Consider the following 24503-nt stretch of genomic DNA (forward strand, 5'->3'; position numbering starts at 1 on the left):
AGAATATTATAATGAGGTGATTACGTGCAAGATAATTTAAATGTTTTAAATAGCGATTTAGATGAGGATACACTTAAAGGCAAGTATTTGACTTTTTACACGGATAATCAACTGCTTGGAATTTCTATAGCTGATGTAGTTCAAATAGTAGGAATGCAAGAAATAACAGCAGTTCCCGAATTTCCATCATACGCAAAGGGTGTGATCAACTTAAGAGGGATAATTATACCAATAATTGATGTGCGATTAAGATTGAAAAAGGAAGAAATCGGATACAACGAAAGAACATGCATTATAGTAACAAATATAAACGAGTCTTACATAGGCTTTATAGTAGATGAAGTAAACGAAGTTACCAACATAGATAACGAAAACATATCAGACCCTCCTAAAATGGGCTCTGACTATACAAACACCTTTATTACCGGAATTGCTAAATTAAACAATCGCATTGTTTTGCTGATAGATTTGAAAAAAGTACTTGATGAAAAAGAGATTGAGCTTATTACCAATGTGAATTAATTGTTGTAAGGGGGCAGAATTGAAAATATTTAATAAAAAATCTAAAAATAAAAAAAAGACCAGAAAAGCTAAAAGTGATAAAAAGAAGATTAAAATAGCATTATTTAAAATGTCAAACATTAAAATAGCGCCAAGATTAATAATCGGTTTTGGGATTTTATTAATAATGTTTGCTGTGTCTAATGTGGTTTCAATTTTTAATATAAATCATGTTTCAGAAGATGTTAACCTTTTTTATGACGACTGCTACGAGGTGGAAGTGCGTTCATGGGAAACTAAGCTTGCTTTGAACAAGGTGGAAAAAGCAGTTTACAAATCCACAACAACGTCCGGCAGAGCGCAGAAGATGGAATATACGGCTGAAATAACAGAAAATATACAAATAGCCAATGAAACGCTTGGATTATTATTACAGGATTTAGACCACTATCCAACTGTCGTTCAACAGCTGAATAATGATATGTTAACAGTAACAGAAATAAGCAATAATTTGGTTGAGCTTTTAAACGACAGTAAAAATTCACAAGCATTAGAAATAATGAACAATGAACTAACACCTGTATTAAGTTCGATTTATAGAACTATGGATGAAGTCAGTAAAAATTTGGATATAGTAGCACGAAATTTTGTAAATAATTCTAATGAAACAAACAGATATTTATTGATAGCCTTAATCGCTATGCTCGTAGTAGGCATTGTTGTTTCCGCTTTGTTGGGAGCGGCTATAATTAAAAGCTTGGTGCGACCGATTAAAGAAATAACAGAGGCTGCCGAGGCCATCAGCAGGGGAGATTTAGACTATGATGTAAATCATACATCCAAGGATGAGCTTGGCGTTGCTACATTAACAATAAGCAATACCATAAAGACATTGAAGCTTTATGTGGGGGAAATTGACAGAGTATTAAATGAAATGTCAAACGGCGATTTAACTTCCTCAATCAGCATGGAATTTATAGGAGGATTTGCACCTATAAAAACTTCAGTAGAAAGAATATTATCATCCTTTAACGATACATTAAGTAAGATAGATGAAGCTGCAGAACAAGTGTCCAGCGGCGCAAGCCAGGTATCGGGAGGAGCACAGGCATTGTCTCAGGGAACAACTGAGCAGGCGAGTTCTATTGAGGAATTATCTGCAACTATAAATGAAATATCGGAACAAATCAAGCAAAATGCGGAGAATTCCAACAATGTCAGCAAAATAACCCAGGAATCGGCTCAAGAAGTTGAGAAAAACAGTGAAAAGGTTGAGCTTATGACCGAGGCAATGTATGACATAAGGAATTCTACAAATGAAATATCCAAAATTATAAAAGCAATAGACGACATAGCTTTCCAGACAAATATTCTTGCATTAAATGCTGCGGTTGAGGCAGCAAGAGCCGGTGCGGCAGGCAAAGGATTCGCGGTAGTTGCCGACGAGGTAAGAAACTTAGCCTCAAAGAGTGCGGAAGCAGCTAAAAGCACGGCAGATTTAATTGAAAATTCCATCAAATCCGTGGAAAGAGGCACAGTTATTGCAGATGAAACAAAGGAATCAATTAATTCAATGGTAAGTTCCATAAGAGAATCAGTAAAATTAGTTGATGAGATTTCAGAGGCATCAAAAGAACAAGCTGAATCCATAATGCAGATAACATTGGGAATTGAGCAAATATCCGCTGTTGTTCAGACGAACTCGGCTACTGCGGAGGAAAGTGCTGCTGCAAGCCAAGAGCTTAGCGGACAATCAAGCTTATTAAAGGAATTAGTCGAACAATTTGATTTAGCCGAAGAGGCTGTATAAGGAGTATGTTATGAGCTACGATACAGAAGAAATATTTGAAGAAGAAATAGAGTTTCCGTGGTTATTATTTAAATTGGATGAAAGCTTGTATACAATAAACAGCAAGCTGATAACATCAATCGTTATCTGTCCGGAAGAAATAACGTATGTACCCAAGGTTTCTGAATATATCATAGGGCTCATACATTTAAGAGGAAATGTTGTTCCATTGATTGATATGAAGAAATTGTTTAATGTAGAAACAGGTAATGATGCTCAGGAAAATAAAGGTATGGTAGTAGTGTTAGAAAAAGACAATTCGTTTGTGGGATTAATCGTAGATGAAGTTTTGTCTGTTGAAAATATTACATCATTTGAAGAAACAGAAGAAATCAGAAAAATGTGTAGGGACGGTTTTGTAAAAGGTGTTGCAAAAGGAAATAAAACGGAAGATGTACTTTTGATTATTGATGAAGAAAAAATCATGAATATGGCATAAAAATATATTTGGCATTTAATTTTTTGAATTTTGTGTCGATTATATAATTAATTAGAGGTAGGGGGACACATCTCGGTTTGTCAGGGATGGTCTATATGTATAGGAGAAATGTCCCTGCTTAGGAGGGGTTATTATATGAAAATTCAAAACATAAACAATTATATGAATTATAAAGGTGGTTCTAAGCCAATAAAGAACCAGGAATTTGTAAAAAACAATAAATACGATGTAATTGAATTAAACGGTAGATCATCAAAGAATAGGGATGAAGAATATTTAAATTCAATTAAAAAGAAAGTTTCTGCTCATATTAACAAGGAAACCAGCGCCGAAAAAATTAATCGGATAAAAGAAAGCATAGAGAGTAAGACGTACAATATCAATGCTGAAGAAATAGTGAAAAAGCTGTTAATATAAGGGGTAAAAAATATGATAGATATATTAAAAGAAAGTGCCGATTTGTACAAAAGCTTTCTTGAGTTAGAATATGAAAAGTATGATGCGGTCATAAAAAACGATATCAATACATTGGATGATATTGTATCTAAAGAACAGGTATATTATATGAAAATGAGAGGTGTCGACCAAAAGAGAGAAAAGCTTGTAGATGCTATGGGCTGCAAAGGAATGACACTGAAGGAAATAATCGATACAGATAAAATAAAAAGCAATGGTGAGCTTATCGAAAAATATAATGAGCTGAGTGAAATAATACAAGAGGTTAAAAAAATCAACAGCTTGTGCAAGACGTTAATCGAAGTAAGAATGCACAAAATTGATGATGCGTTGGTTCAATTAGGTGAAAAAGATAAAACATATTCAAACACAACTACGGAAAATAAGAACAACAGCGGAAAGAGCGTAATGCTTTCAAAGAAAGTATAAAGGGGTGAAGATATGCTTAGATCAACATTTTTAGGATATAAAACGGCCACAAGTGCGCTGAAGGTTCATCAGAATTATATGGATGTTACAGGGCAAAATATGGCGAATGTTAATACGAAGGGCTATACAAGACAGCGTCTCGATACGAGCTCATTCGGCTTTACTGCGAGAAATCTGAAATTCAGCTTAGGCGGTGTAGTTATCGGACAAGGTGTAAACTCATTGGGAGTAAGTCAATACAGAGATGCATTTCTTGATTTGAGATACAGAACCGCAGCTGCAAAGACGGGGGATCAGGAAACTCAACTGGAAGCATTAATAGACGTAGAGTCAATTCTTGATGAAATAATGAAGGAAGGTATGGATTCCCAGTTTTCTGATTTGTTAGACCAGCTGCATGAACTTACAAAAAGTCCCTCTGATCCTGTTTTAGAGGGTGTTGTAAGAACATCGGCTCAACTGCTTACACAAATGCTTAACAATTATGCAACTCAACTTGAAACAGTCAGGGAACAGCAGTTAGAATATATGGAAAAAGGAGCAACGGTTGATGTTAACCAGTTGCTGAAAAATATATCGATTTTAAATCAACAGATAAAAGAAGCCAACATAGGGGGAAATCCTGCGTTGGAGCTTAATGACGAAAGAAATCTGCTCATAGATGAGCTTTCCTCATATCTTGATATTGAGGTTAAAATAGATAAAATAAATATAGGCGGAGACAATTTTGTTGACGAATTGTCAATAAATTTGAAATTATCGGACGGCATTAAAATAAAAATCATTGACAATGATGAATTTGCAGAATTTGAATCAGGAGTACCTACCGGTGCAACAGATGTTGAGTTTAGATTAAAGAATAATATTGATACCGGTTATACTGGTTCACTTGATTTGACTGATAGAATTAATAACGGGCAAATTGGAGGGTACATAAAATTTTTAAACGGTAAGGGCGAATATGCTGCCACAGGAGATGTGGATGCAAAAAACAAAGGCATACAATATTATCAAAATATGTTGGATACATTGGCAAATAAATTTGCAAGGACGATGAATAATTTAAATCGCGAACCTAATTTTGCTGCCGACGGGACTGTGGACAGTTGGACTTCAAAGAGGTTGTTTGAGTCAAGGGAAACAGGTCCAATTACTGCCAAGTCAATAAAAATATCGGATGCTTGGGCCGCAGCAACAGAATCATATATAACGAATACAATTGTAAAATCGGATGGAGATGACAGTACTGGTGCAACGGATAATATACTTAGAATGATAGATGCCTTTAAAGAAAAGAATGATTTTACAACTCAGTTTAACGGCGGGGGAAATGGATTATTTAAGGGTACCTTTCAGGAATTTGTATCATTTACGATAACCAAGCTTAATCTTCAGACGGATGATGTTGAAAAAACCCATGAAAGCTATTTAGTATCGCAGTACCAGATTGATTATGAAAGAAGCAGTCTATCCTCTGTTGATTTTAACGAAGAGGGCGTGAATTTATTACAGTACAGCAAATCATACAACGCCGCCGCAAGATTGATGACTACATTGGATGAGATGTTAGACACGTTGATTAACAGAATGGGAGTATAGGAGGTAGCTTATGAGAATTACGACAAGCATGATGTCCAGCAGATACATCAGGAATTTAAATAAATCCGCTAATGAAATGAATTATTTGAACGAAAGAGTAGGAACCGGCAGAAAGTTTTTCAAAGGCTCGGAGGATCCCATATCTGCCATAAAAGCATATAAATTAAGAAGAGAATACAGAAAAACCGAAACATATGATTCTAATATTAAGGATGTAAATTCTTTTCTTACCTCCGCGGAAACAAACATGATGGAAATAGGCGAAAGTTTAAAATCCACATATGAGCTATATTTAAGAGGTATAACGGGCACCATGGGAGCGGAGGAAAGAGAAGCAATAGCGAAGGAGCTTGAAAATCTTCAGTCATCCATATTGACTTCACTGAATGCCAAGTTTGAGGACAGGTATGTATTTGGCGGAACCAGCAAAGATGTACTTCCGTTTACATTACATGATGTAACATTACCGGATGGAACTATTGGAAAGCAATTGTTTTACAAAGGTGTTAATGTTAATACCGGGCTAGACAAAGATGGACTTCCTGTAGGTGCAGATATTTTAGAAAAATTAGCAAATGAAAAAGCATATGTGGATCTTGGATTGGGAATGACATTTAATGGCGATGACTTAAATGAAGATACCGCATTTAACATGTCAATGTCAGGTATTAGCTTCATGGGATACGGAGAAACAGACGGTATATCAGATAACATATACACATTAATAGGTAATATTAAAGATGAGCTAAGGCGTTCAGATTTCTCAACAGATGATATTTCACCTTACTTAGCAAGATTTGAGAAACAAAAAAATAATGTACTGGTAGCTGTAACGGATATAGGTGCAAAGACAAATTATTTGGATTTTTTAGAATTTCGTAACGAAGATAATCAACTTAATTTGAATGCGAAATTATATGAGGTAGAAAAGGTAGATCCTGCTGAGGCTATAGTAGACTTCAAAATGCAGGAATATGCTTACAATGCAGCATTGGCGATGGGCAACAAAATCCTCCAGAATAGTTTTATAGATTTTATGAAATAAAAAGGAGTATAATATATGGAACCACTTTTAGAAATCAGAACAATTCCTATGTCATTTGAGATGAAAATCAATAAAGCCAAGTATGAAATAGCGACAACCAATGCCACATTTGAACTGAAAAGAACAAAGGGCGGATTTGACATGCAAATGAAGCCCACGAAGCTGAACATCGACACTGTAGAAGCGAGATATTCAGCAGGAATAAAAAGTGTTATGCGTTCGGTACAGGATTTTGCAAAAAGAGGTGTCCAGGCAGGCTATCAGGCAACCGCCACATATGCCAAAGAAGGTAACATGATGTTGGACATCAATATCATGGAAAATCCAATACCTGAAATTGCAATGAAAAAATTTATGAGTGATGTCGATTTTAATATTGGATTTGTTCCGGAAGTCGGACCTGATATTTCGTGGGAAATAGGGGGAATTTCTATGAATTTTAAAATGGATGACCTTGGTTTCGATTGGAATGTAGGAGGTCCGGAAATTAATTTTATACCGGGAAGCATAGAATTCATAGTTAAAGAATATCCGAGAATTGAAATTAATTATATAGGTACCCCAATTTTTGTGCCGCCAAGTGCGAATCCTAATTATAAGGAGTTAGATACATTTGTATAATAAAAACAGGAATATAAAAACGAGAGATTTTGATGAAATCACGGTAAACGACAATGATGTTATTAAATTCATCACAGGTATGTACGGATTTGAACAATACAAAGAATATGTCATATTAAAAGACAGCCCCGAAGACGACGTGATGTTTTTGCAATCTCTGTCGGATACAGATTTATCATTTGTACTAATTGACCCTTATTCAATTATACGGGATTACACCCCTTATTTAAATGAAGAGGATTTAAATGAACTCAAGGTAAAAAACGAGGCTGATTTAAAATACTTGGTTATAGCTATTATCAAAGAAAATATCAAAGAATCAGTAGTCAACCTAAAAAGTCCGATTGCAATTAACCCAGGTACAAGAGAAGCGAAGCAGGTAATACTACAAAATGATTATCCACTCAGATACAATTTTATCGTAGATGAGGGGGATGCAGAATGCTGGTAATAAAAAGAAAGGTTTCGGAATCAATACTCATCGGAGACGATATCGAAATAATAATTTCTGAAATTTCACAGGACAAAGTGAAGGTAGCAATAAATGCTCCGAAGGAAGTAAAAGTTATCAGGAAAGAACTTAAAGAAACATTTGAATTCAATAAAACAGCTTCTGAAAAAATAGACAAAAACAGCTTAAAATATTTAAAAAGTCAGCTAAAAAGTGCAAATAAAAAATAAATTTTAAAACATTTTCTTGCATATTATTCTCGATTTTGTTAATTATGTAAAAAATAGAATAAAACTTGTTAAAAATATAACAAACAATGAATATCTTTTATGGTATTCATTTTTATTTTTGTTGATTTTTAAAGGGAAAAACAAAAAAAGGCCTGATTTTCAGTTGCTAATTTTGAGTTTGAAAAATGTATAATTATTCGAATAAAAAAATGTTGATTTTTCAATATTTTTTGTCAAAAAAGCTTGCAATTTGTCTCAATTTGCATTATAATGCTGTTAGATTTAAGAAAATTTTAAGAATTGAAAAGGTAAAGCTGTCGAAAGGCAGTGTCACAAAGCTATAGGGCCTAAGGGAATTTCTAAGGCAGCCAGTTGCCAATGATATCTATATAAATGTTATGCATATATATAATTTATTGTGGTGCCTGGCAAAAACGTAAATTATATTTTTTATGCAAATTTTTAAAAAAGGGGATATGAAATGCAATTTAATAACAGTACTAATCTAAATTTATTAAGCAAGGGTTTAGACGGGTTATGGCTGAGACAACAGGTAACTATGGAGAATATAGCAAACTATTCAACTCCGGGGTATAAAAGTAAATATGTAGATTTTGAGAACTTCTTAAAATCACATATGGAAAATCGCTACGATAAAACCATATCTGAAATAAACAATCAAATAAAATCCAGCAAAATTGTCGTTGATGAAAATGACAATCTATCATTGCGCCTTGACGGCAACAACGTTGACGTAGAAAAAGAAAATCTCCAGCTTGCAAAAACACAATTTCAATATATATATACAGTATCAGAAATAAATTCATATTTTTCTAAATTAAAATCAGTAATTTCCGAGGGAAAAAAATAGCTAAGGAGGTCTATTATGTCTTTTTTACAATCATTAAACATAAGCGGTTCCGGACTTACGGCTCAAAGGTTAAGAATGGATGTAATTTCGGAAAATATCGCTAACAAAGACACTACAAGAACAGAAAACGGAGAGCCTTACAGAAGAAAAATGGTAGTGCTTTCAGCTGTTAATAATTTTCAAAATATGTTTATAGAGAATATCAATGAATATGAAGCCGGCAGAGTTGAGGTTACAGAAATTATAGAGGATCAAAGCGAATTTAAGCTCGTTTATAATCCCGACCATCCTGATGCCGGAGAAGACGGATACGTCAGGATGCCGAATGTGGATTCCCTGAAAGAAACAGTGGATATTATGGAAGCTTACAGAGCATATCAGGCAAATATAACTGCTCTTAACACCATGAAGCAGATGGCAGTAAAAGCACTGGAAATCGGGAGGTAATAATGTTTATAGAACCAATTAAGCCGATTCAGGGAATCGGAGAAATAAACGATTTGCAAAAATCTACAAATCCTAAAGAAAAAAATGATATGCTATTTAAATCTATCTTTGAGGAGGCTCTTAACAACTACGTTGGAGCCGAAGCACAGGTTGATGAAGATATCTACAAGCTTTCCGTCGGAGAAAGCGATGATTTACATAATTTGATGATTAACACTAAAAAAGCTGAAATGTCTTTAGATTTGGTTATACAATTGAGAAATAAAGCGTTGGATGCTTACAATGAAATAATGCGTATGGGGGTTTAAGCAAACTCACTTGCATAATCTTAGGAGCTATAGATGGCAGAGCAATTTAAAAATATATGGAAAAGTATAGTAGAGTTTTGGGGTAAGCAGAGCAGTAAGAAAAAGAAGTTAATAGTCGGAGGATTCGCTGCATTATTATTAACCGCAATAATAATAACTCTTTTATTAAACAAAAAAGAGTATGTGGTGCTTTTCAGTAATATAAGCAAAGAAGAATCTTCGGAAGTAATGCAGCTTCTTCAGGAAAGCGGTGTAGATTACAGGTATGAAAAGAACGGTTCCATACTCATACCGGAAACACAGGAAAGCAAATTAAGAATGCAATTAGCTCAATCCGGCTACCCTAAGACGGGCACCAATTACGATGTGTTTACTCAAAATATAGACTTTATGACTACGGATTATGAAAAAAGGAAATATGAGATTTTTCAGCTGCAGGAAAGATTGCAGCAATCTATAGAAACCATAGACGTGGTCCAAAAGGCAATAGTAACGATAAATCTTCCTGAAAAAAAGAGCTTCGCCTGGGAAACAAATAAAGAAGAATCCTCGGCATCGGTTAAAATTAACCTTGTCAACGGACATGCTTTAACAAAATCTCAGACAAACGGCATAATGCAGTTAATAGTGAAAAGTGTCGAGGGTTTAAAGGAAGAAAATGTCGCTATTATAGATACTGATGGCAACAGCTTGATTGTCAGTGATGAAATGCAGCAAACAGATACAATAAAGCTGAAATTGCAAATTGAAAAAGAATTCGAAAAAGAAACTATCAATGAGGTTACAGACTTTTTGGCTAGAATATATGGTCCCGAAAATGTTAAGGTCTCGGCAAAATGCAATATTAATTTTGATAAAAAGATAAGTGAGCTTTTACAATATTTACCTGACGAAGAAACAAATATGGGAGTCCCCGGTGATTCTAAAAATGAAAGAGAAATAACGGGTCCGGGAGAAACCGTAGGCGGAATTCCGGGAGCTGAAACGAATGCAGAAATTCCAACATATCCCGGAGTAATAATCGAAGGAAACAACATATATTTCAGAGATTCAAATTCGATTAATTACTTAGTAAGTCAGCTCAAGGAGCAAATTGAGCACAATCCCGGCAAAATAGAAAGTCTGACTGTTGCTGCTGTTGTTAACAGAGCCAGCATGAGGGATGAAGAATTACAGGAAGTTAAAGAACTTATAGCATTTTCCGTTGGTATTAGAACTGAAGATATTGCATTACATAACATGGTATTCTATGATCCGGAAGAACCTTCAATTCCTGTTATTACACCTGAGCCCGGTATTATAGGAGACTTACAGTTAAGAGATATACTGATTTACGGAGGAATAGCATTAGCTGTTTTAGCGGTATTATCACTTATATTGACTATAATATTAAGAAGAAGGAAGAAGAAAAAAGAAGCAATGCTGGCTGCTGCAGCAGCTGAAGCGGCAGCAACAAATGATTATTCATGGTCGGATATTCAAGATGAAATAAAGGTTCAGGAAACACAAGAGCAGGTAATTAAAAAGCAGCTTAAGGAATTTACAACAGCAAATCCTGAAATAGCCGCACAGCTTATCAGAACATGGATAAAGGGGGATGATGATTAATATGGCAGAAACTAAATTAACAGGCAAACAAAAAGCTGCAGCTATCATTATATCCCTTGGCGCCGATGATGCATCAAAAATATATAAATTCCTTAAAGAAGACGAAATAGAACAGTTAACATATGAAATATCAAGATTGCAGCATTTAAGTCCCCATACGGTGGAGCAGACCCTAAAGGATTTTTATGAATTGTGTCTCACGCAAAAAGTAATAACAGAAGGCGGATTTGAATACGCAAGAAATGTTCTTGAAAAAGCATTTGGCTCTCAGACTGCAGCAAGCTTACTGGAAAGAGTAACTAAGACATTGAGAACCAAGAGCTTTGAGTTTATCAGGAAAGCAGATTATAAAAACTTATTGACTATTATACAAAATGAGCATCCGCAGACAATTGCGCTAATATTGTCATATGCCAGAGCGGATCAGGCATCTGCCGTTATTTCGGAGCTTCCTAAGGAAAAAAGAATTGATGTTGTTGAAAGAATTGCAAAAATGGATCGAACATCTCCGGAAATAGTCAGATACGTTGAGCAGGAATTAGAAAAGAAATTCAATTCTATAATATCTGTAGATTTTACAGAAATAGGCGGAGTAAACTATGTTGCCGATGTAATGAACAATATGGACAGAGGCAACGAGAAATACATATTTGATGAGCTTAACAAGAAGGATGCAAAGCTTGCTGATGAAATCAGAATGAGAATGTTTGTATTTGAAGACATTGTTACAATGGATCAAATGAGCATTCAAAGATTTCTTCGTGAAGTTGACAGTAAAGACTTGGTATATGCTATTAAAGGGTCAAATAAAGATGTTGCCGATATGCTATTTAGCAACATGTCGACTAAGATGGGAGATACAATCAAATCTGAGTTAGAATACACTCACAACTTGAGGTTAAGAGATGTTGAAGAAGCACAACAAAGAATTGTATCTGTAATCAGACGCTTGGAAGAAGAAGGTGAGTTAATTATAGCAAAAGGCGGAAAGGATGATATTATTGTCTAATATAATCAAGGCTGAATATGTAGTATTCGATAATCGTAAAAATAGTATCAATAATATTGAAGAACATAATGAAGCTAAGACGCTAAGCAGTGCCAAAGAAGATTTGTATGAAATATATAACCAAAGAGAGGTTATTTTAAAGGAAGCTAAGGATGAGGCATTAAAAATAATAAATACGGCAAAGAGAAATGCACAATTTGATTCGGTCGAATGCAAAAAAAGAGCATATGAAGAAGGATATAATGCCGGTTTAGAGATTGGCAAAAACAATGGATATAAAGAAGGATATGAAATTGCTTATGTTGAGGTTCAAGAGGAGCTTAACAAGCAAAACGAAGCAAAATTAAAAGAATTAACCGACATGATATCCTTAATAGAAAGCAGTAAAGAAGAAATCCTCTCCGGATATGAAGAGGAACTAACCTCTTTAGCCTTCGATATAGCTGAAAAAATAATTAAACAAAAAATAAGCGATAAAAAAGATATTGTTACATCCTTAATAAAAAATGTCATAAAGGATTACAGAAATGTTGAATGGGTGAAGGTATATATTTCTTCAAAAGATGATGCCATATCAATACAGGCAGATAAGAATTTGATTAATGATTTGAATAAAATATCAAGTGATGTAGTAATTGAAGTTTCAGAAGAATTGGAAGAGGGAAGCGCTATAATCGAAACGCCGGACGGTATAGTGGATACAAGCATTACTACACAGCTTAAAAATCTTAAAGAAATGGTATTAAATAAAAATGCAGTTTAACCAAAAGATAAAAGATTTTCAGGAAGCACTTGCAAAGGATGACTTCAGTACATACATAGGAAAAGTAAAAAAAATATCCGGCATGATGATAGAAGCAACGGGAAAGAAGTATAAGATAGGCGAGGTTTGTGAGATATCCACTGATGATGCAGAAAAAACAATACGGGCCGAGGTTGTTGGGTTTAATGACGGAAAAGTATTGCTTATGCCCTATGAGGATATAAAGGGTATCGGTCTTGGCAATACCGTCAAGTCTACAAAGCACAAATTAAAAATACCTGTCGGAGATTTCCTGATAGGCAGGATAGTTGATGCAACCGGGCAGCCGATTGATGACGGAGAAGAATTCACATGCAATGAATACTGCTATGTTGACAATGAGTATATAAACCCTCTGTCAAGACCAAGGATTGATTCAAGCCTGAGCTTCGGAGTAAAAGCGATCGACGGACTGTTAACCATAGGTAAAGGTCAGCGTATGGGCATATTTGCCGGCAGCGGTGTAGGAAAAAGCACGCTGTTGGGTATGGTTGCAAAAAATGTAAAAGCAGATATAAACGTTATAGCTCTTGTGGGTGAAAGAGGAAGAGAAGTAAGAGAGTTCATCGATAAGGATTTAGGAGAAGAAGGGTTAAAAAGGTCAATACTGGTAGTAGCAACATCGGATCAGCCGGCTATGCTGAGGGTTAAATGCTCGCTTGTTGCAACGACCATAGCAGAATACTTCAAAGATAAAGGCATGAATGTGCTGTTGATGATGGATTCCTTAACAAGATTTGCCATGGCACAGAGAGAAATCGGACTTGCTACCGGAGAGCCGCCTGTATCAAGAGGGTATACACCTTCAATATATGCGGAACTGCCTAAGCTCTTAGAAAGAAGCGGTAATTTTAATACCGGTTCGATTACGGGGATATATACCGTATTGGTTGAAGGCGATGATACTAATGAACCAATTTCTGATACGGTGAGAGGTATACTTGACGGACACATAGTGCTGACAAGAAAATTGGCAAACTCAAACCATTATCCTGCAATTGATGTTAATGCAAGTATATCGAGATTGATGATTGACATAGCAACAGACGAGCATAATGCTCAGGCCAAGAAATTAAGGGAAATTTTATCTGTTTATTACTCTAATTATGATTTAATTTCTATCGGTGCTTACAAAAAAGGCACAAACTTAAAATTAGATGAAGCAATAAGCAAAATAGATCAAGTGAACAGCTTCTTAATTCAAGGAGTAGATGAAAAATATTCCTTCGATGAAATACTGAATTTGATGGAAGAAGTATAACGTTATTGTTCATGATAATTTAAAAATATGTCATTCCGAACGTTAGTGAGGAATCTCAGCCCTTTAAAACCTGAGATTCTTCGGGCTAAAACCCTCAGAATGATAAAAAGGGGTGAAAGATGAAAAAATTTAGTTTTTCTCTTCAAAAAATATTAGAAATAAAAGAACAGGTTTTAGATAACCTTAAAATTGAGATGGGTAACCTGAACCGTGAACTTAACACTGTTGAACAGCAAATTAAGAACCTTAAAACAGAATTTAAGCAGTTAAACGATGAATTTGTTGAAAAGTGTGCAGTTTCTGTTTCTGTGGGCGAAATGACCTATTATAAGATGTATATGGACAATGTTTTAAAACAAACAGAAAAAAAGAAGAAGAAAAAAATATAATTTTAAAAAAGATAGAAGCAAAAAGACATGAAATTATAAACGCCAACATGGAAATATCAAGCTTGGAGAAGCTTAAAGAAAATGAGTTGGAAAAATATAAAAAAGCATTCATGAAAAGCGAAGAAATATTTATCGATGAATTTGTTTCAAATAAAAGCATTTTAAACAAATATGCAATGTAATATTTGAAACATTGAAAATATCAAAGAATCGAAAGGAGGTGATAATATGAATGTAAATATGGATTTAAACAATATTTTGAATCAGGTACAAAATAATTTGCACACAAACAAGTCTCCTGTTATGGGAAAGGATACATTTTTGGCAATGCTGACAAATATGATGACAGATAACAGCTTAAATCAACCTCCCGTTACAATGGACAATATGGAAATGAATAATGACTTTATGGAGCTTTTGACAGGAAGCGGTACAGACTACCTGAATTTATTAAATATGAATAATATAGATATAAATCAAGTAATCGCTGACAAGGATATTTTTACATCTGATGAGGGTAAAACCGAAAAACCAGATGCGGAAAATATTTTAGAAAGCTCATATCTGATGCAAAACTATTTTAACCTTATTGCTCCTCAGATTATGGGGATAACTGAAAATACGACTTCGAATTCAGATGCATATATGCTGCCGGAGTTAAATAATTTACAAAGCTTAAATCACGGCATATATGAAAACAGCTTCCTCAACAATGGCAATACAAGCTATCCCAATATGGGGTCATCCGATATCGGTGCAGAAGAGCAGGGACATAATGGGGTACATAATGAAAAGCCTGCGTTAAGCCCTCAGGCAGAGAAATTAATTTCAGAAATTGAAAGCAGAAGGAATAAACTGAAAAATGATATTAACTCTAATGCTGAAATGCTGAATTTCAAAGTAAATAAAGAGATAATACCTGAGAACAACAAAATTATTCAATTAAGTGACGAATCAACTCAGATAAAATCTCAGATAGTGGAGCAGGTAAGAGATAACATCGTAATGTTGACCGAGGTAAATACCGGAGATGGCAATACGGCAAAGCAGGTTACCATGGAGTTATACCCAAGAGAGCTTGGAAAAGTGGACATAAAGATGACAATGGTTGATAACAAAATGACAGTTGAGGTAAAGGCACTGAACGAAGAAACGCAAAAAATATTGGCTTCAAGTGCGGATGAGCTTTTAAAAACTTTAAACAAGACAGCAGAGACCGTTAATATTGTTATTAAGTCCAACGATTCAGGTCAGGAGCATCATCTGACAAACCATTACGATAAAGAAAATCAAAATAATGAATACAATCGGGATGATCAAAACCTTGACCAGGACAACAAGAGAAGAAATGAATACTTTTACGATGAGGACAGTAAAAACAGCGATGATGACACATTTTCAGAGCTTATGAATTCAAGGGGCACAATAATAAATCAGTAAAGGAGGGGAAATATGCCGGAAATAAACGGATATGGCACACAATCAGCTAGATATGGCACTCAATCAGCTAGATATGGCAGTCAGGTCGATGAAAAAGAATTAAATATACAGGCAGGAAATGAAGGCTTGCAAATGCAGGATTTTCTGAATTTGCTGGTAGCTCAGATAACAAATCAGGATGCTATGAATCCCATGGACAATACGGAATTTATTTCTCAGATGGCTCAATTTTCATCGTTGCAGGCAATGTCGGATTTAACTAAAATGGCAATTGAAGGACAGGCCACATCTCTTATAGGTAAAAATGTTGTTGTTGCAGATTACGACGATATGGGAAGATTGGTAACAGATGAGGGAATTGTTCAAAAAGTTACTATTTACGGAAATCAGACAAGCCTTTATGTAAATGACAAGGAGTATTTTTACTCAAACGTTATGGAAGTTAAGCAGGCAGAGCCAAAAGAGGATGAAGAAGACCCTGTATTAGATACACTGAAAGGTATATTATCAGGAATAAACAAGCTGAATGCTGCGGAGTCTGATGAAAATGATAGTGGAAATATTGATGAAAATCAGTAGTAAGCAGGTGATATTGTGACTGATATTAATTTCATTAAAAAAATAAGCAGCTTAAACAATAATGTTCAGCCCAATTCCTTTGTCAGAAATCAGGAAGCTAACAACTCGGCTTTTAAGGAAATATTAAACGAAAAAATTCAAAGCGAGATTGTTTTTTCCAAGCATGCCAGCGAAAGAATTAGGGAAAGGAATATTGAATTAAGCGATGATGTAACAGAAAAGCTGAACGAGGCTGCCGATCAGGCAAAGGACAAGGGTCTGAAAAACGTCCTTGTAATGATTGACAATCAAGCCTTCATAATCAGCACTATGCATAACAAGGTAATAACAGCAGTAAACAGTAATGATTTAAAAGAAAATATATTTACGAATATCGATGGAGCTGTAATAAAATAGCCGGTCCTTTTTAGGAGGCGAAAGTCCCGACCTTTTGACGGACTATACAGCTAATAAAAAAAGGAGAATGAATTATTATGATGAAAGCACTTTATTCTGGTGTATCAGGAATGAGAAGTCACCAGACAAAAATGGACGTAATAGGTAACAACATAGCTAACGTTAATACATACGGATACAAATCACAAAGAACTACATTCAGAGACGTATATTATCAGCAATTAAAAAATCCAGGCGGAGCAAGTGTCGACAGAGGGGGAACTAATGCTGCACAAGTGGGATATGGAGCTCAGATAGGTTCTGTTGATACGATACATACAATATCCGGATATTCACCTACAAATAAATCTACAGATATTTATATCAACGGTGAAGGATTCTTAACAGTGGAAACTTCAACAGGGCAAAGATTGTATACACGTCTGGGAGCACTTGGCTTTGATTCGGCAGGAAACCTCGTTGATGTAAACGGCTCAAGAGTTTATGGTTGGAATGATGGTGATTTTGCAATAAATGCCGAGGGTGTAATTACAGTTGATGAAGCTGATCTTGCAGCAATAAATATAGCACCTACGGATCCGGATGTTGAATATACAAACATTACCATAAATACTGATGGTCTAATTACTGCTGTATACAACAACAAAGATGACGACTCTGATCCGCTGAACGATACAATTGTTGATTTAGGAGTTATAGCTGTTGCAAGCATTCAAAATCAGGATGCATTGGTACATGAAGGGAATTCATATTACAGGGAAAGTAAGAACACCGGTGAAATTACATATAATATACCCGGCTCAAAAGGTTCTGGAACAGGCGCGTTAGTTACCGGCGGACTTGAAATGTCCAACGTAGACTTGGCAAATGAGTTTTCAGACATGATCATAACACAAAGAGGTTATCAGGCAAATACAAAGATAATTTCCGTAGTTGATCAGATGCTTGAAGAATTGGTTAACCTTAAGAGATAGATAATATAAATCCTTCGCTACGCTCAGGATGACGAATTTGTCATTCTGAACGTAGTGAAGAATCTCATTATTAAAAAGACAGGGAACGTACGGTATTGCCAATCCATTGCAATAGAAGCATTAATCATGATTATAAACAGAAAATTTATGATTATGATTAAGGTTTTTAAAAAATAGGAGGGGTATATGGTTGAAGTAGTTGGTATCAACGGAGGGACATTTTTAATCAATGCAACATTAATAGAAAAAATTGAATTTATTCCGGAAACAAAAATTACATTGACTACGGGTAAATATTATTTAGTAAAAGATTCAAAGGATGAAATAATTAATAAAATAATAAATTACAATCAAAAAATTTTAAGAGGCGTAACTGCTGAATAATCAAGAGGTGCAAAATGAATTTATCTTTTATAATAGGAATTTTGGCTGGATTCGGTCTGGTAATATACGGAATATTTGAGAGTGGCGACGGTCCTTCACAAGTTGTAAACAGCTTTATTAATATTCCGAGTATGTATATTACATTTGGCGGGGCTATATCAGCCACAATAATGTCTGTTCCTGTTAAGTATTTAAAAGACATACCGCAAAACATGAAAGTTCTTATGAAGAAAGAAAAAATCAATTTAAATTTATATATTGATGCGATTGAAGAACTGGCAAAGGAAGCAAGATTAAAGGGGTTGCTTATTTTAGAAGAAAAAGTTAACAATATAGATCTGCAGGATGAGTTTTTAAAATATTGTGTAATGCTCATAGTGGATGCAATTGAGCCGACTAAGGTAAGGGCACAGATTGAAAATGAAATTGACTGCATTGAAGCCAGACATGCGTCTGCATGGAAGGTTTTTGATACTCTTGGTTCGTTCGGACCTGCATTCGGTATGCTGGGAACACTTGTAGGACTTATAAACATGCTTGCAAATATGAATCCTGCCGAGGGTGCTGATGCTCTCGGACGGGGTATGTCTGTTGCATTGGTAACTACTTTTTACGGGTCGTTTTTAGCAAACATGATATGCGCACCTATATCTAACAGATTGAAGGCGAAGCATGATGAAGAAATGGTTGCAAAAGAGCTTATTATGGAAGGTGTCCTGTCTATACAGTCAGGTGAAAATCCTAAATACATAAGAGAAAAGCTGAACTCATACATTACTTACAAGGATAGAGGATTAACACCGACAGAAGGCTATGAAGAATCAACAGACAAGAAATCGAAAAGGGGATTAAGGAAGAAAAAATCAAAGGCTTAAATTTAAAAGTAAGTAGGGGAAATTATGGCGAGGAAGAAAAAAAGGTATACAGGCGGTGCCAGCTGGTTGGAAACATACAGCGATATGGTAACTCTGCTGCTGACATTTTTCATAATGCTATATGCTATGTCAACAATAGATTCGCAGAAATACGCCGCTATTATTGAAGCATTTAACAAACAGATGAATCCGGCTGCTTTCCATGTACAGGATACATCGACAGAAGCCGGCTCAGAAGAGGACAAGTCTCCTCCCGAAACTGTTGCAGATGATGATGAGGCGAATTTGGATCCATTATATGTTATGCTAAGGCAATACATTGATGAAAATAACCTAACCGATCAGGTCGAATTGCAAAAAAGTGAGGAATATGTATTTATCAGATTCTCAGATTCGGTAACCTTCCGGGGATACAGTGACATTTTAGAGATGAGCGGCAGGGCAATATTAGATGTTTTGGCAGATGGATTGACATTAGTAGATGAGTATATAGAAGAAGTTATAATAGCAGGTCATACGGCGGAGGTTGAATATGACAAAACAGATATAGACAGGTCGCTTTCAACAGACAGAGCAAATGTTGTTTTGAGGTATCTGGAGAATAAAGAAGTTATACATCCTTCGAAATACCTAGCTATTGGATATGGACTGTACAGTCCCATAGCAGATAACAGCACTCCTGAAGGAAGAGCGAAAAACCGTAGAGTTGAAATTTATATCAGCAGAAAAGGGTATCCGGTGAGCTATACAAAAATAATACAGGATACTATAAATAAAGAAGATATCAAGACGGAAAATGTAGATTATCAACAAACAACGATTATTGATTAGCAAAAATGATGGAATGAGGCAAAAGATATGGCGGAAATATTATCTCAGAGCCAGATAGATGAGCTGCTTAATAATTTAAGCAGCGGAGATGTAAATTTACAAGAGCTTGAGGCAAATGATAAGAAAATAAAAGAATATGATTTCAGAAGTCCTAAGAAGATTACTAAAGAAACCATAAAGCTGCTGAAGGGTATTTATGAAAATTACTGCAGGATGGTTACGTCCCGGCTGACTTCAATGCTGAGGTTAATGTGCGATGTAACTGTAGAGCAGGTGGAAGAAAGTATATTTCACGAATACAACAATGCATTGGATGATTACGTATTGATGGGTCTGGTTGATGTTAAGTATCCCGATAATACAGTTTCAGACAGTCAAATTCTCATGGAAGTATCTAAACCCCTTTCTTTCGTTATAATAGACAGGCTGTTGGGAGGTACAGGTGAGGAATATGAGCATGACAGAGATTATACTGATATAGAACTTTTCCTTCTTGGAAACATGCTGAAGCAGCTTGTTAAGCATATGGGCTCTAATTGGGAAAGCACTCTTGAAATTGATACAGAGCTGACGAAAATTGAAACAAATTCAAGATTTATACAATCAATTAACTACAATGACACCGTAGTGATAGTTGTTTTAAATGTTTCACTAAATCAATCTACCGGGAAAATAACCGTATGTATTCCATCCAGCATATTGGATGAAATATTAAAGAAAGCAAGCAATTACTCAAAGAGCAGCAAGAGATCAGACCAGAGCAGGGAAGAGCAAAAAGCAGCAATTATGAGCTCGATTAAATCATCTAACCTTACAATAACAGGAGTTCTTGGAAAAGCACAGGCAACACTTGACGATGTTCTGCACATGCAGGTTGGAGACCTCATACTACTTGACAAAGATATTAACAAAGATATCGACATACATGTAGATGGCAAGAAATGGTTTGAGGGTAAGTGGGGCACAAGAAAAAACAAAGGTGTTATTAAGATAAATAAAATTACACATTAATGAGGAGCAATCTATGTTGAATGAAAATATTTTTTCAGATATGGAACGGGATGTAATAGGAGAAGTAATGAATATAAGTCTGGGTTCTTCTGCTACTTCACTTTCCTCCCTATTAGGTAAAAGAGTCGAAATAACTGTACCGAAGGTAAATGTATTAAACGCCAGTGAGTTCAGTTATGAAAATTTAGAGCCTGCCATAGGGGTTGAAATAAACTATGTTGAAGGGTTAAACGGCGTCAATTTGATGATTTGGAAAAGGATGGACGCAAAGACAATAATAGAAATATTATTGGGACAATCCATACCGGACGAAGAATTTGTTATGGATGAAATAAACACAAGTGCCATATGCGAGGTTATGAATCAAATGATGGGTTCAGCGGCTACGGCATTATCGGACTTCCTTGGCAAGGCAATAAATATATCAACACCTATAGCATATGAAATTGACGATAAAACGGAATTTAAAAACAAATATTTTACAGATGAAGACGTTATAGTGGCAGTTGCCTTTGAATTGTTCATTGAAGGAAGCGTTGAAAGTCAGTTTATAAACGTAATACCCGTTGCACTGGCAAGGGAAATTGTATCAAGCTTCTTAAAAGGGACTGAAACGACGGAAGATCCTGAATCAGGTAAAGAGAAAGAAAGCATCCCGGCATCCAATGACGCACCGAATGACGATACAGAGGATGAAGAATACGATGAGATTGACGACGAAGATGAAGAAGAGTATATAGAAAATGTACAGCCCGTAAAGAAGAATATCTCTAAAAAAGCTAAGACAAAGAAGAAACAACACGCCCCGGTCAGTGTAAGACGAATGGAATATGATGAATTTGATGATGAAGAAGATATACTTACCGAAGAGCAAAGGTCAAACTTAGAACTGATAATGTCAGTTCCGTTAGAAATCAGTGTCGAGATAGGTAAATCCACAAGAACGATTAAGGACATATTGCAGTTCGGACAAGGCACAATCGTAGAGCTTGATAAGCAGGCAGGCGCATTAGTTGATATTATCGTTAACGGACAGTTGATTGCAAAGGGTGAAGTTGTAGTAGTTAATGATAATTTTGGAGTAAGAATAGTAGAAATTATAAAAAAAGAAGAAATTATAAAGTTAACATTATAGATGATTTAAGCGGAGGAAAAAATGGATAAAAAAATTATGATAGTTGATGATGCGGCATTTATGAGAATGATGATAAAGGATACTTTGTTAAAAAACGGGTATGAGAATATAATAGAAGCTGCAGATGGAGAAATAGCAGTACAGTCCTATAAAACCGAAAAACCGGATTTGACCTTAATGGACATAACAATGCCGAATAAAAATGGTTTAGAGGCTTTAAAAGAAATAAAAGAAATGGATCCAAGTGCTAAAATAGTAATGTGTTCCGCTATGGGACAAGAGTCGATGGTAGTTGAAGCAATCAGAAGCGGTGCTAAGGATTTTATAGTTAAACCGTTTAAAGCAGAAAGGGTTTTAAAAACTGTTCAAGGTATACTTGGTTAGGAGCTGGTTAATATCAAAGATGTATTATCGCTTGTATTTTCAATTATCGGAATAATATTGGTGTTGTTTCTTACATATTACTCCACTAAATGGCTTTCAACAAGAACAAGTTCATCAATGAAGTCCAGGTATATAAATATTATAGATAAAATAATGTTGGGACAAAACAAGTTTCTGGCTATAGCAGAGATATGCAATAAGTATTATCTCCTTAGTATTACCGAAAAAAATGTTACAATTGTTAAAGAGCTAGATGATTTCCGGTCGATTCCAGACATAAAGCCGGACAATAGCCTGGAGTTTAACAACATACTCAATAAATTCTTAAAAAGGTAAGCTCGAATGTCTAAGAAAGAACCGAAAACAATCAATAAAGTAAAATTGATAAAAATTTATAATATTGTGATGATACTTGTGCTTATGAATGCTCAGACAGCATATGGCGGAGTCATCAACATGGATATTAACGGCAATGCTGCTGAAACTGTTGAAATTCTTGTAATGCTGACAGTACTTACTCTGCTTCCGTCCATATTAATAATGATGACGGCTTTTACAAGAATAATGATTGTACTGTCATTTTTAAAAAATGCAATGGGTCTTCAACAAACACCACCCAATCAGGTTTTGATAGGAATAGCAATATTTTTAACATTGTTTATTATGTCACCTGTAATAAATGAAATAAATACGGAAGCCTATCAACCATATAAGAATGAGGAAATTACTCAGCAGGAATTCTATGAAAGAGCTTCGGGTCCTATTAAAGTATGGATGCTGAAGCAGACAAATAACGATGAGTTGCAAATGTTTGTTGATATGTCCAATGATCAGGAAATATCCAACGCAGAAAGTGTAAATGATCTGCCTTTGACTGTAATTATTCCGTCATTTGTAACCAGTGAATTAAAAAGAGCATTTATAATAGGCTTTTTACTGTACATTCCGTTTCTGATCATAGATTTAATAGTGTCGAGTGTTTTAATGTCAATGGGAATGATGATGCTGCCTCCTATAATGATATCAATGCCTTTCAAAATATTATTGTTTGTAGTTGTGGATGGTTGGTCCCTGTTATTCAAAACATTGATAACAACATTTAACTTTTAATTAGGAGTATGGTATGAGTATTTCTCAGGTTATGCAAGTAATGCAGGCAGCTTCGGCAACTGCAATAAAAATAGCGCTACCTTTGTTGTTATTAAGCTTGACAATTGGTTTAATAATAGCAATTTTTCAGGCGGCTACTCAGATACATGAGCAAACTCTGACATTTGTGCCAAAGCTTCTAGTTACGGCATCAGTGCTGATAGCCTTGGGCTCATGGATGATGGAAGTTATGGCGGATTTTACGCACTACGTTTTTGATTTAATGCTTACACTTTACTAGAGAGGATTATCAATGACTTTTTCGGGAGATTTCACGTATTTTTTATTAATACTGGCAAGAATGAGCGGATGCGTGTTTTTTAACCAGATATTCGGAAGAGGAAACATTCCCGCTTTGTTAAAAACAATGATAAGCTTATTTTTAACGGTGACAGTCTACGGTATATTACCTCCTGAAGGGGATATAGTTATAGGAACAACAATAGAATATGGTCTGCTGATTATAAAGGAAATATTTATTGGGTTTCTAATCGGTCATGTAATAGGCTTGTTCTTTAGTACGGTTGTTATAAGCGGTGAGATACTGGGAATGCAAACAGGTATGTCAATGTCAAAGATTTATGACCCAAGCAGCAATGTTTCGATGGGTGTGGTTGGAAGCTACTTAAATGTGATATTGATGTTAGTATTTTTCAGTGCAAACGGACATATTACATTGATACATATATTCATAACCTCCTGCAAATTAATCGGAATAGGAAACTTTGCGATACCACAAAACCTATTTTACAACATGGTCGAATTGTTTCAGCAAATATTGGTATTATCTTTAAAACTGTCAATGCCTATAATAGCGGTGGAAATTATATTGGAAGCAGGCATCGGTATATTGATGAAGGCTATACCGCAAATACAAGTGTTTTCAGTTAATGTTCAGCTCAAAATTATTATCGGTCTGCTTATGATAATATTATTGGTTCCAACCTTCACTACATTTATAGATAATACTGTCAGCTTAATGTTTGACACCATAGAAAACAGCTTAAGTGCATTAATAACGTAAAAGAAA

Annotated in this window: 33 protein-coding genes and 1 riboswitch; all 33 genes read left to right on the forward strand. The window is 35.2% G+C overall.

The window, feature by feature from the left end; all coding sequences use genetic code 11:
* The first annotated feature begins 24 nt into the window (after positions 1-24).
* Positions 25-522 (forward strand): chemotaxis protein CheW, encoded by a 498-nt coding sequence (locus HZF24_RS00320; protein WP_179236266.1) that lies wholly within the window; start codon positions 25-27, stop codon positions 520-522.
* A 19-nt stretch (positions 523-541) separates the two neighbouring features.
* Positions 542-2311 (forward strand): methyl-accepting chemotaxis protein, encoded by a 1770-nt coding sequence (locus HZF24_RS00325; RefSeq protein ID WP_179236267.1) that lies wholly within the window; start codon positions 542-544, stop codon positions 2309-2311.
* 10 nt (positions 2312-2321) lie between these two features.
* Entirely contained in the window at positions 2322-2789 is a 468-nt protein-coding gene (locus HZF24_RS00330; RefSeq protein WP_179236268.1) for a chemotaxis protein CheW, read from the forward strand.
* A gap of 135 nt (positions 2790-2924) precedes the next feature.
* Positions 2925-3206 (forward strand): flagellar biosynthesis anti-sigma factor FlgM, encoded by a 282-nt coding sequence (locus HZF24_RS00335; RefSeq protein WP_179236269.1) that lies wholly within the window; start codon positions 2925-2927, stop codon positions 3204-3206.
* A gap of 12 nt (positions 3207-3218) precedes the next feature.
* The gene (locus tag HZF24_RS00340) at positions 3219-3674 is read left to right on the forward strand and encodes a flagellar protein FlgN (RefSeq protein WP_179236270.1); all 456 of its coding nucleotides are present in this window, start codon (positions 3219-3221) and stop codon (positions 3672-3674) included.
* Positions 3675-3686: 12 nt separating this feature from the next.
* Positions 3687-5273, forward strand: coding sequence for a flagellar hook-associated protein FlgK (gene flgK / locus HZF24_RS00345; protein WP_179236271.1), 1587 nt, complete (start codon positions 3687-3689; stop codon positions 5271-5273).
* A 10-nt stretch (positions 5274-5283) separates the two neighbouring features.
* Complete coding sequence (locus tag HZF24_RS00350) at positions 5284-6318, forward strand: flagellin N-terminal helical domain-containing protein (protein WP_179236272.1); 1035 nt, start codon at positions 5284-5286, stop codon at positions 6316-6318.
* Between the two features lie 15 nt (positions 6319-6333).
* On the forward strand, positions 6334-6939 hold the full coding sequence (locus tag HZF24_RS00355) for a DUF6470 family protein (RefSeq protein ID WP_179236273.1): 606 nt from the start codon (positions 6334-6336) through the stop codon (positions 6937-6939).
* Positions 6932-7390 (forward strand): flagellar assembly protein FliW, encoded by a 459-nt coding sequence (gene fliW, locus HZF24_RS00360; RefSeq protein ID WP_179236274.1) that lies wholly within the window; start codon positions 6932-6934, stop codon positions 7388-7390. The genes HZF24_RS00355 and fliW overlap by 8 nt, the downstream gene beginning before the upstream one ends.
* Positions 7381-7620, forward strand: coding sequence for a carbon storage regulator (locus HZF24_RS00365; protein WP_179236275.1), 240 nt, complete (start codon positions 7381-7383; stop codon positions 7618-7620). The genes fliW and HZF24_RS00365 overlap by 10 nt, the downstream gene beginning before the upstream one ends.
* 297 nt (positions 7621-7917) lie before the next feature.
* Positions 7918-8000, forward strand: a riboswitch (cyclic di-GMP riboswitch).
* 101 nt (positions 8001-8101) lie between these two features.
* Positions 8102-8491, forward strand: coding sequence for a flagellar basal body rod protein FlgB (flgB, locus tag HZF24_RS00370; protein WP_179236276.1), 390 nt, complete (start codon positions 8102-8104; stop codon positions 8489-8491).
* Positions 8492-8506: 15 nt separating this feature from the next.
* Complete coding sequence (gene flgC, locus HZF24_RS00375) at positions 8507-8938, forward strand: flagellar basal body rod protein FlgC (RefSeq protein ID WP_179236277.1); 432 nt, start codon at positions 8507-8509, stop codon at positions 8936-8938.
* 2 nt (positions 8939-8940) lie between these two features.
* Positions 8941-9246 (forward strand): flagellar hook-basal body complex protein FliE, encoded by a 306-nt coding sequence (gene fliE / locus HZF24_RS00380; protein ID WP_179236278.1) that lies wholly within the window; start codon positions 8941-8943, stop codon positions 9244-9246.
* A 33-nt stretch (positions 9247-9279) separates the two neighbouring features.
* A complete protein-coding gene (gene fliF, locus HZF24_RS00385) occupies positions 9280-10854 on the forward strand; it encodes a flagellar basal-body MS-ring/collar protein FliF (RefSeq protein WP_179236279.1) in 1575 nt (524 codons plus the stop codon).
* 1 nt (position 10855) lies between these two features.
* Positions 10856-11863, forward strand: a complete 1008-nt coding sequence (gene fliG, locus HZF24_RS00390) for a flagellar motor switch protein FliG (RefSeq protein ID WP_179236280.1) — start codon at positions 10856-10858, stop codon at positions 11861-11863.
* Complete coding sequence (locus tag HZF24_RS00395) at positions 11856-12626, forward strand: FliH/SctL family protein (RefSeq protein WP_179236281.1); 771 nt, start codon at positions 11856-11858, stop codon at positions 12624-12626. The genes fliG and HZF24_RS00395 overlap by 8 nt, the downstream gene beginning before the upstream one ends.
* Positions 12616-13926 carry a flagellar protein export ATPase FliI gene (gene fliI, locus HZF24_RS00400; protein WP_179236282.1) on the forward strand — a complete coding sequence of 437 codons (1311 nt, stop codon included), beginning with the start codon at positions 12616-12618 and terminating at the stop codon, positions 13924-13926. The genes HZF24_RS00395 and fliI overlap by 11 nt, the downstream gene beginning before the upstream one ends.
* A 119-nt stretch (positions 13927-14045) precedes the next feature.
* Positions 14046-14315 (forward strand): flagellar export protein FliJ, encoded by a 270-nt coding sequence (locus HZF24_RS00405; protein ID WP_179236283.1) that lies wholly within the window; start codon positions 14046-14048, stop codon positions 14313-14315.
* Positions 14316-14362: 47 nt separating this feature from the next.
* A complete protein-coding gene (locus HZF24_RS19145) occupies positions 14363-14497 on the forward strand; it encodes a hypothetical protein (protein WP_281372229.1) in 135 nt (44 codons plus the stop codon).
* A 46-nt stretch (positions 14498-14543) separates the two neighbouring features.
* The gene (locus HZF24_RS00410) at positions 14544-15755 is read left to right on the forward strand and encodes a flagellar hook-length control protein FliK (protein WP_179236284.1); all 1212 of its coding nucleotides are present in this window, start codon (positions 14544-14546) and stop codon (positions 15753-15755) included.
* Between the two features lie 12 nt (positions 15756-15767).
* Complete coding sequence (locus tag HZF24_RS00415) at positions 15768-16334, forward strand: flagellar hook capping FlgD N-terminal domain-containing protein (protein WP_179236285.1); 567 nt, start codon at positions 15768-15770, stop codon at positions 16332-16334.
* 15 nt (positions 16335-16349) lie between these two features.
* The gene (locus HZF24_RS19150) at positions 16350-16730 is read left to right on the forward strand and encodes a TIGR02530 family flagellar biosynthesis protein (RefSeq protein WP_179236286.1); all 381 of its coding nucleotides are present in this window, start codon (positions 16350-16352) and stop codon (positions 16728-16730) included.
* Between the two features lie 77 nt (positions 16731-16807).
* The gene (locus tag HZF24_RS00425) at positions 16808-17704 is read left to right on the forward strand and encodes a flagellar hook-basal body complex protein (RefSeq protein WP_179236287.1); all 897 of its coding nucleotides are present in this window, start codon (positions 16808-16810) and stop codon (positions 17702-17704) included.
* 186 nt (positions 17705-17890) lie between these two features.
* Positions 17891-18088, forward strand: coding sequence for a flagellar FlbD family protein (locus tag HZF24_RS00430; RefSeq protein ID WP_179236288.1), 198 nt, complete (start codon positions 17891-17893; stop codon positions 18086-18088).
* A gap of 14 nt (positions 18089-18102) precedes the next feature.
* Positions 18103-18963: a motility protein A gene (locus HZF24_RS00435; RefSeq protein WP_179236289.1), complete on the forward strand. Its 861-nt coding sequence runs from the start codon at positions 18103-18105 to the stop codon at positions 18961-18963.
* Positions 18964-18987: 24 nt separating this feature from the next.
* Positions 18988-19794 (forward strand): OmpA/MotB family protein, encoded by an 807-nt coding sequence (locus HZF24_RS00440; RefSeq protein WP_179236290.1) that lies wholly within the window; start codon positions 18988-18990, stop codon positions 19792-19794.
* Positions 19795-19821: 27 nt separating this feature from the next.
* Positions 19822-20805 (forward strand): flagellar motor switch protein FliM, encoded by a 984-nt coding sequence (gene fliM / locus HZF24_RS00445; protein ID WP_179236291.1) that lies wholly within the window; start codon positions 19822-19824, stop codon positions 20803-20805.
* Positions 20806-20818: 13 nt separating this feature from the next.
* Positions 20819-21940, forward strand: a complete 1122-nt coding sequence (fliY, locus tag HZF24_RS00450; protein WP_179236292.1) for a flagellar motor switch phosphatase FliY — start codon at positions 20819-20821, stop codon at positions 21938-21940.
* Positions 21941-21961: 21 nt separating this feature from the next.
* Entirely contained in the window at positions 21962-22324 is a 363-nt protein-coding gene (locus HZF24_RS00455; protein ID WP_179236293.1) for a response regulator, read from the forward strand.
* 60 nt (positions 22325-22384) lie between these two features.
* Positions 22385-22660 carry a flagellar biosynthetic protein FliO gene (locus HZF24_RS19405; RefSeq protein WP_407695739.1) on the forward strand — a complete coding sequence of 92 codons (276 nt, stop codon included), beginning with the start codon at positions 22385-22387 and terminating at the stop codon, positions 22658-22660.
* A gap of 6 nt (positions 22661-22666) precedes the next feature.
* Positions 22667-23434, forward strand: coding sequence for a flagellar type III secretion system pore protein FliP (gene fliP / locus HZF24_RS00465; RefSeq protein ID WP_407695740.1), 768 nt, complete (start codon positions 22667-22669; stop codon positions 23432-23434).
* 13 nt (positions 23435-23447) lie between these two features.
* A complete protein-coding gene (locus HZF24_RS00470) occupies positions 23448-23714 on the forward strand; it encodes a flagellar biosynthetic protein FliQ (RefSeq protein WP_179236295.1) in 267 nt (88 codons plus the stop codon).
* A gap of 12 nt (positions 23715-23726) precedes the next feature.
* Positions 23727-24497, forward strand: a complete 771-nt coding sequence (gene fliR / locus HZF24_RS00475) for a flagellar biosynthetic protein FliR (RefSeq protein WP_179236296.1) — start codon at positions 23727-23729, stop codon at positions 24495-24497.
* The last annotated feature ends 6 nt before the right edge of the window (positions 24498-24503 follow it).

It is taken from the genome of Sedimentibacter hydroxybenzoicus DSM 7310, assembly GCF_013403245.1.
Lineage (GTDB): Bacteria > Bacillota > Clostridia > Tissierellales > Sedimentibacteraceae > Sedimentibacter > Sedimentibacter hydroxybenzoicus.

Coding starts and splice junctions, on each gene's coding strand:
- HZF24_RS00330 (WP_179236268.1), top strand. CDS start 2,322: ATGAGCTACGATACAGAAGAAATATTTGAAGAAGAAATAGAGTTTCCG.
- HZF24_RS00335 (WP_179236269.1), top strand. CDS start 2,925: ATGAAAATTCAAAACATAAACAATTATATGAATTATAAAGGTGGTTCT.
- HZF24_RS00340 (WP_179236270.1), top strand. CDS start 3,219: ATGATAGATATATTAAAAGAAAGTGCCGATTTGTACAAAAGCTTTCTT.
- flgK (WP_179236271.1), top strand. CDS start 3,687: ATGCTTAGATCAACATTTTTAGGATATAAAACGGCCACAAGTGCGCTG.
- HZF24_RS00350 (WP_179236272.1), top strand. CDS start 5,284: ATGAGAATTACGACAAGCATGATGTCCAGCAGATACATCAGGAATTTA.
- HZF24_RS00355 (WP_179236273.1), top strand. CDS start 6,334: ATGGAACCACTTTTAGAAATCAGAACAATTCCTATGTCATTTGAGATG.
- HZF24_RS00365 (WP_179236275.1), top strand. CDS start 7,381: ATGCTGGTAATAAAAAGAAAGGTTTCGGAATCAATACTCATCGGAGAC.
- flgB (WP_179236276.1), top strand. CDS start 8,102: ATGCAATTTAATAACAGTACTAATCTAAATTTATTAAGCAAGGGTTTA.
- flgC (WP_179236277.1), top strand. CDS start 8,507: ATGTCTTTTTTACAATCATTAAACATAAGCGGTTCCGGACTTACGGCT.
- fliE (WP_179236278.1), top strand. CDS start 8,941: ATGTTTATAGAACCAATTAAGCCGATTCAGGGAATCGGAGAAATAAAC.
- fliF (WP_179236279.1), top strand. CDS start 9,280: ATGGCAGAGCAATTTAAAAATATATGGAAAAGTATAGTAGAGTTTTGG.
- fliG (WP_179236280.1), top strand. CDS start 10,856: ATGGCAGAAACTAAATTAACAGGCAAACAAAAAGCTGCAGCTATCATT.
- fliI (WP_179236282.1), top strand. CDS start 12,616: ATGCAGTTTAACCAAAAGATAAAAGATTTTCAGGAAGCACTTGCAAAG.
- HZF24_RS00405 (WP_179236283.1), top strand. CDS start 14,046: ATGAAAAAATTTAGTTTTTCTCTTCAAAAAATATTAGAAATAAAAGAA.
- HZF24_RS19145 (WP_281372229.1), top strand. CDS start 14,363: ATGGAAATATCAAGCTTGGAGAAGCTTAAAGAAAATGAGTTGGAAAAA.
- HZF24_RS00410 (WP_179236284.1), top strand. CDS start 14,544: ATGAATGTAAATATGGATTTAAACAATATTTTGAATCAGGTACAAAAT.
- HZF24_RS00415 (WP_179236285.1), top strand. CDS start 15,768: ATGCCGGAAATAAACGGATATGGCACACAATCAGCTAGATATGGCACT.
- HZF24_RS00425 (WP_179236287.1), top strand. CDS start 16,808: ATGATGAAAGCACTTTATTCTGGTGTATCAGGAATGAGAAGTCACCAG.
- HZF24_RS00430 (WP_179236288.1), top strand. CDS start 17,891: ATGGTTGAAGTAGTTGGTATCAACGGAGGGACATTTTTAATCAATGCA.
- HZF24_RS00435 (WP_179236289.1), top strand. CDS start 18,103: ATGAATTTATCTTTTATAATAGGAATTTTGGCTGGATTCGGTCTGGTA.
- HZF24_RS00440 (WP_179236290.1), top strand. CDS start 18,988: ATGGCGAGGAAGAAAAAAAGGTATACAGGCGGTGCCAGCTGGTTGGAA.
- fliM (WP_179236291.1), top strand. CDS start 19,822: ATGGCGGAAATATTATCTCAGAGCCAGATAGATGAGCTGCTTAATAAT.
- fliY (WP_179236292.1), top strand. CDS start 20,819: ATGTTGAATGAAAATATTTTTTCAGATATGGAACGGGATGTAATAGGA.
- HZF24_RS00455 (WP_179236293.1), top strand. CDS start 21,962: ATGGATAAAAAAATTATGATAGTTGATGATGCGGCATTTATGAGAATG.
- fliP (WP_407695740.1), top strand. CDS start 22,667: ATGTCTAAGAAAGAACCGAAAACAATCAATAAAGTAAAATTGATAAAA.
- HZF24_RS00470 (WP_179236295.1), top strand. CDS start 23,448: ATGAGTATTTCTCAGGTTATGCAAGTAATGCAGGCAGCTTCGGCAACT.
- fliR (WP_179236296.1), top strand. CDS start 23,727: ATGACTTTTTCGGGAGATTTCACGTATTTTTTATTAATACTGGCAAGA.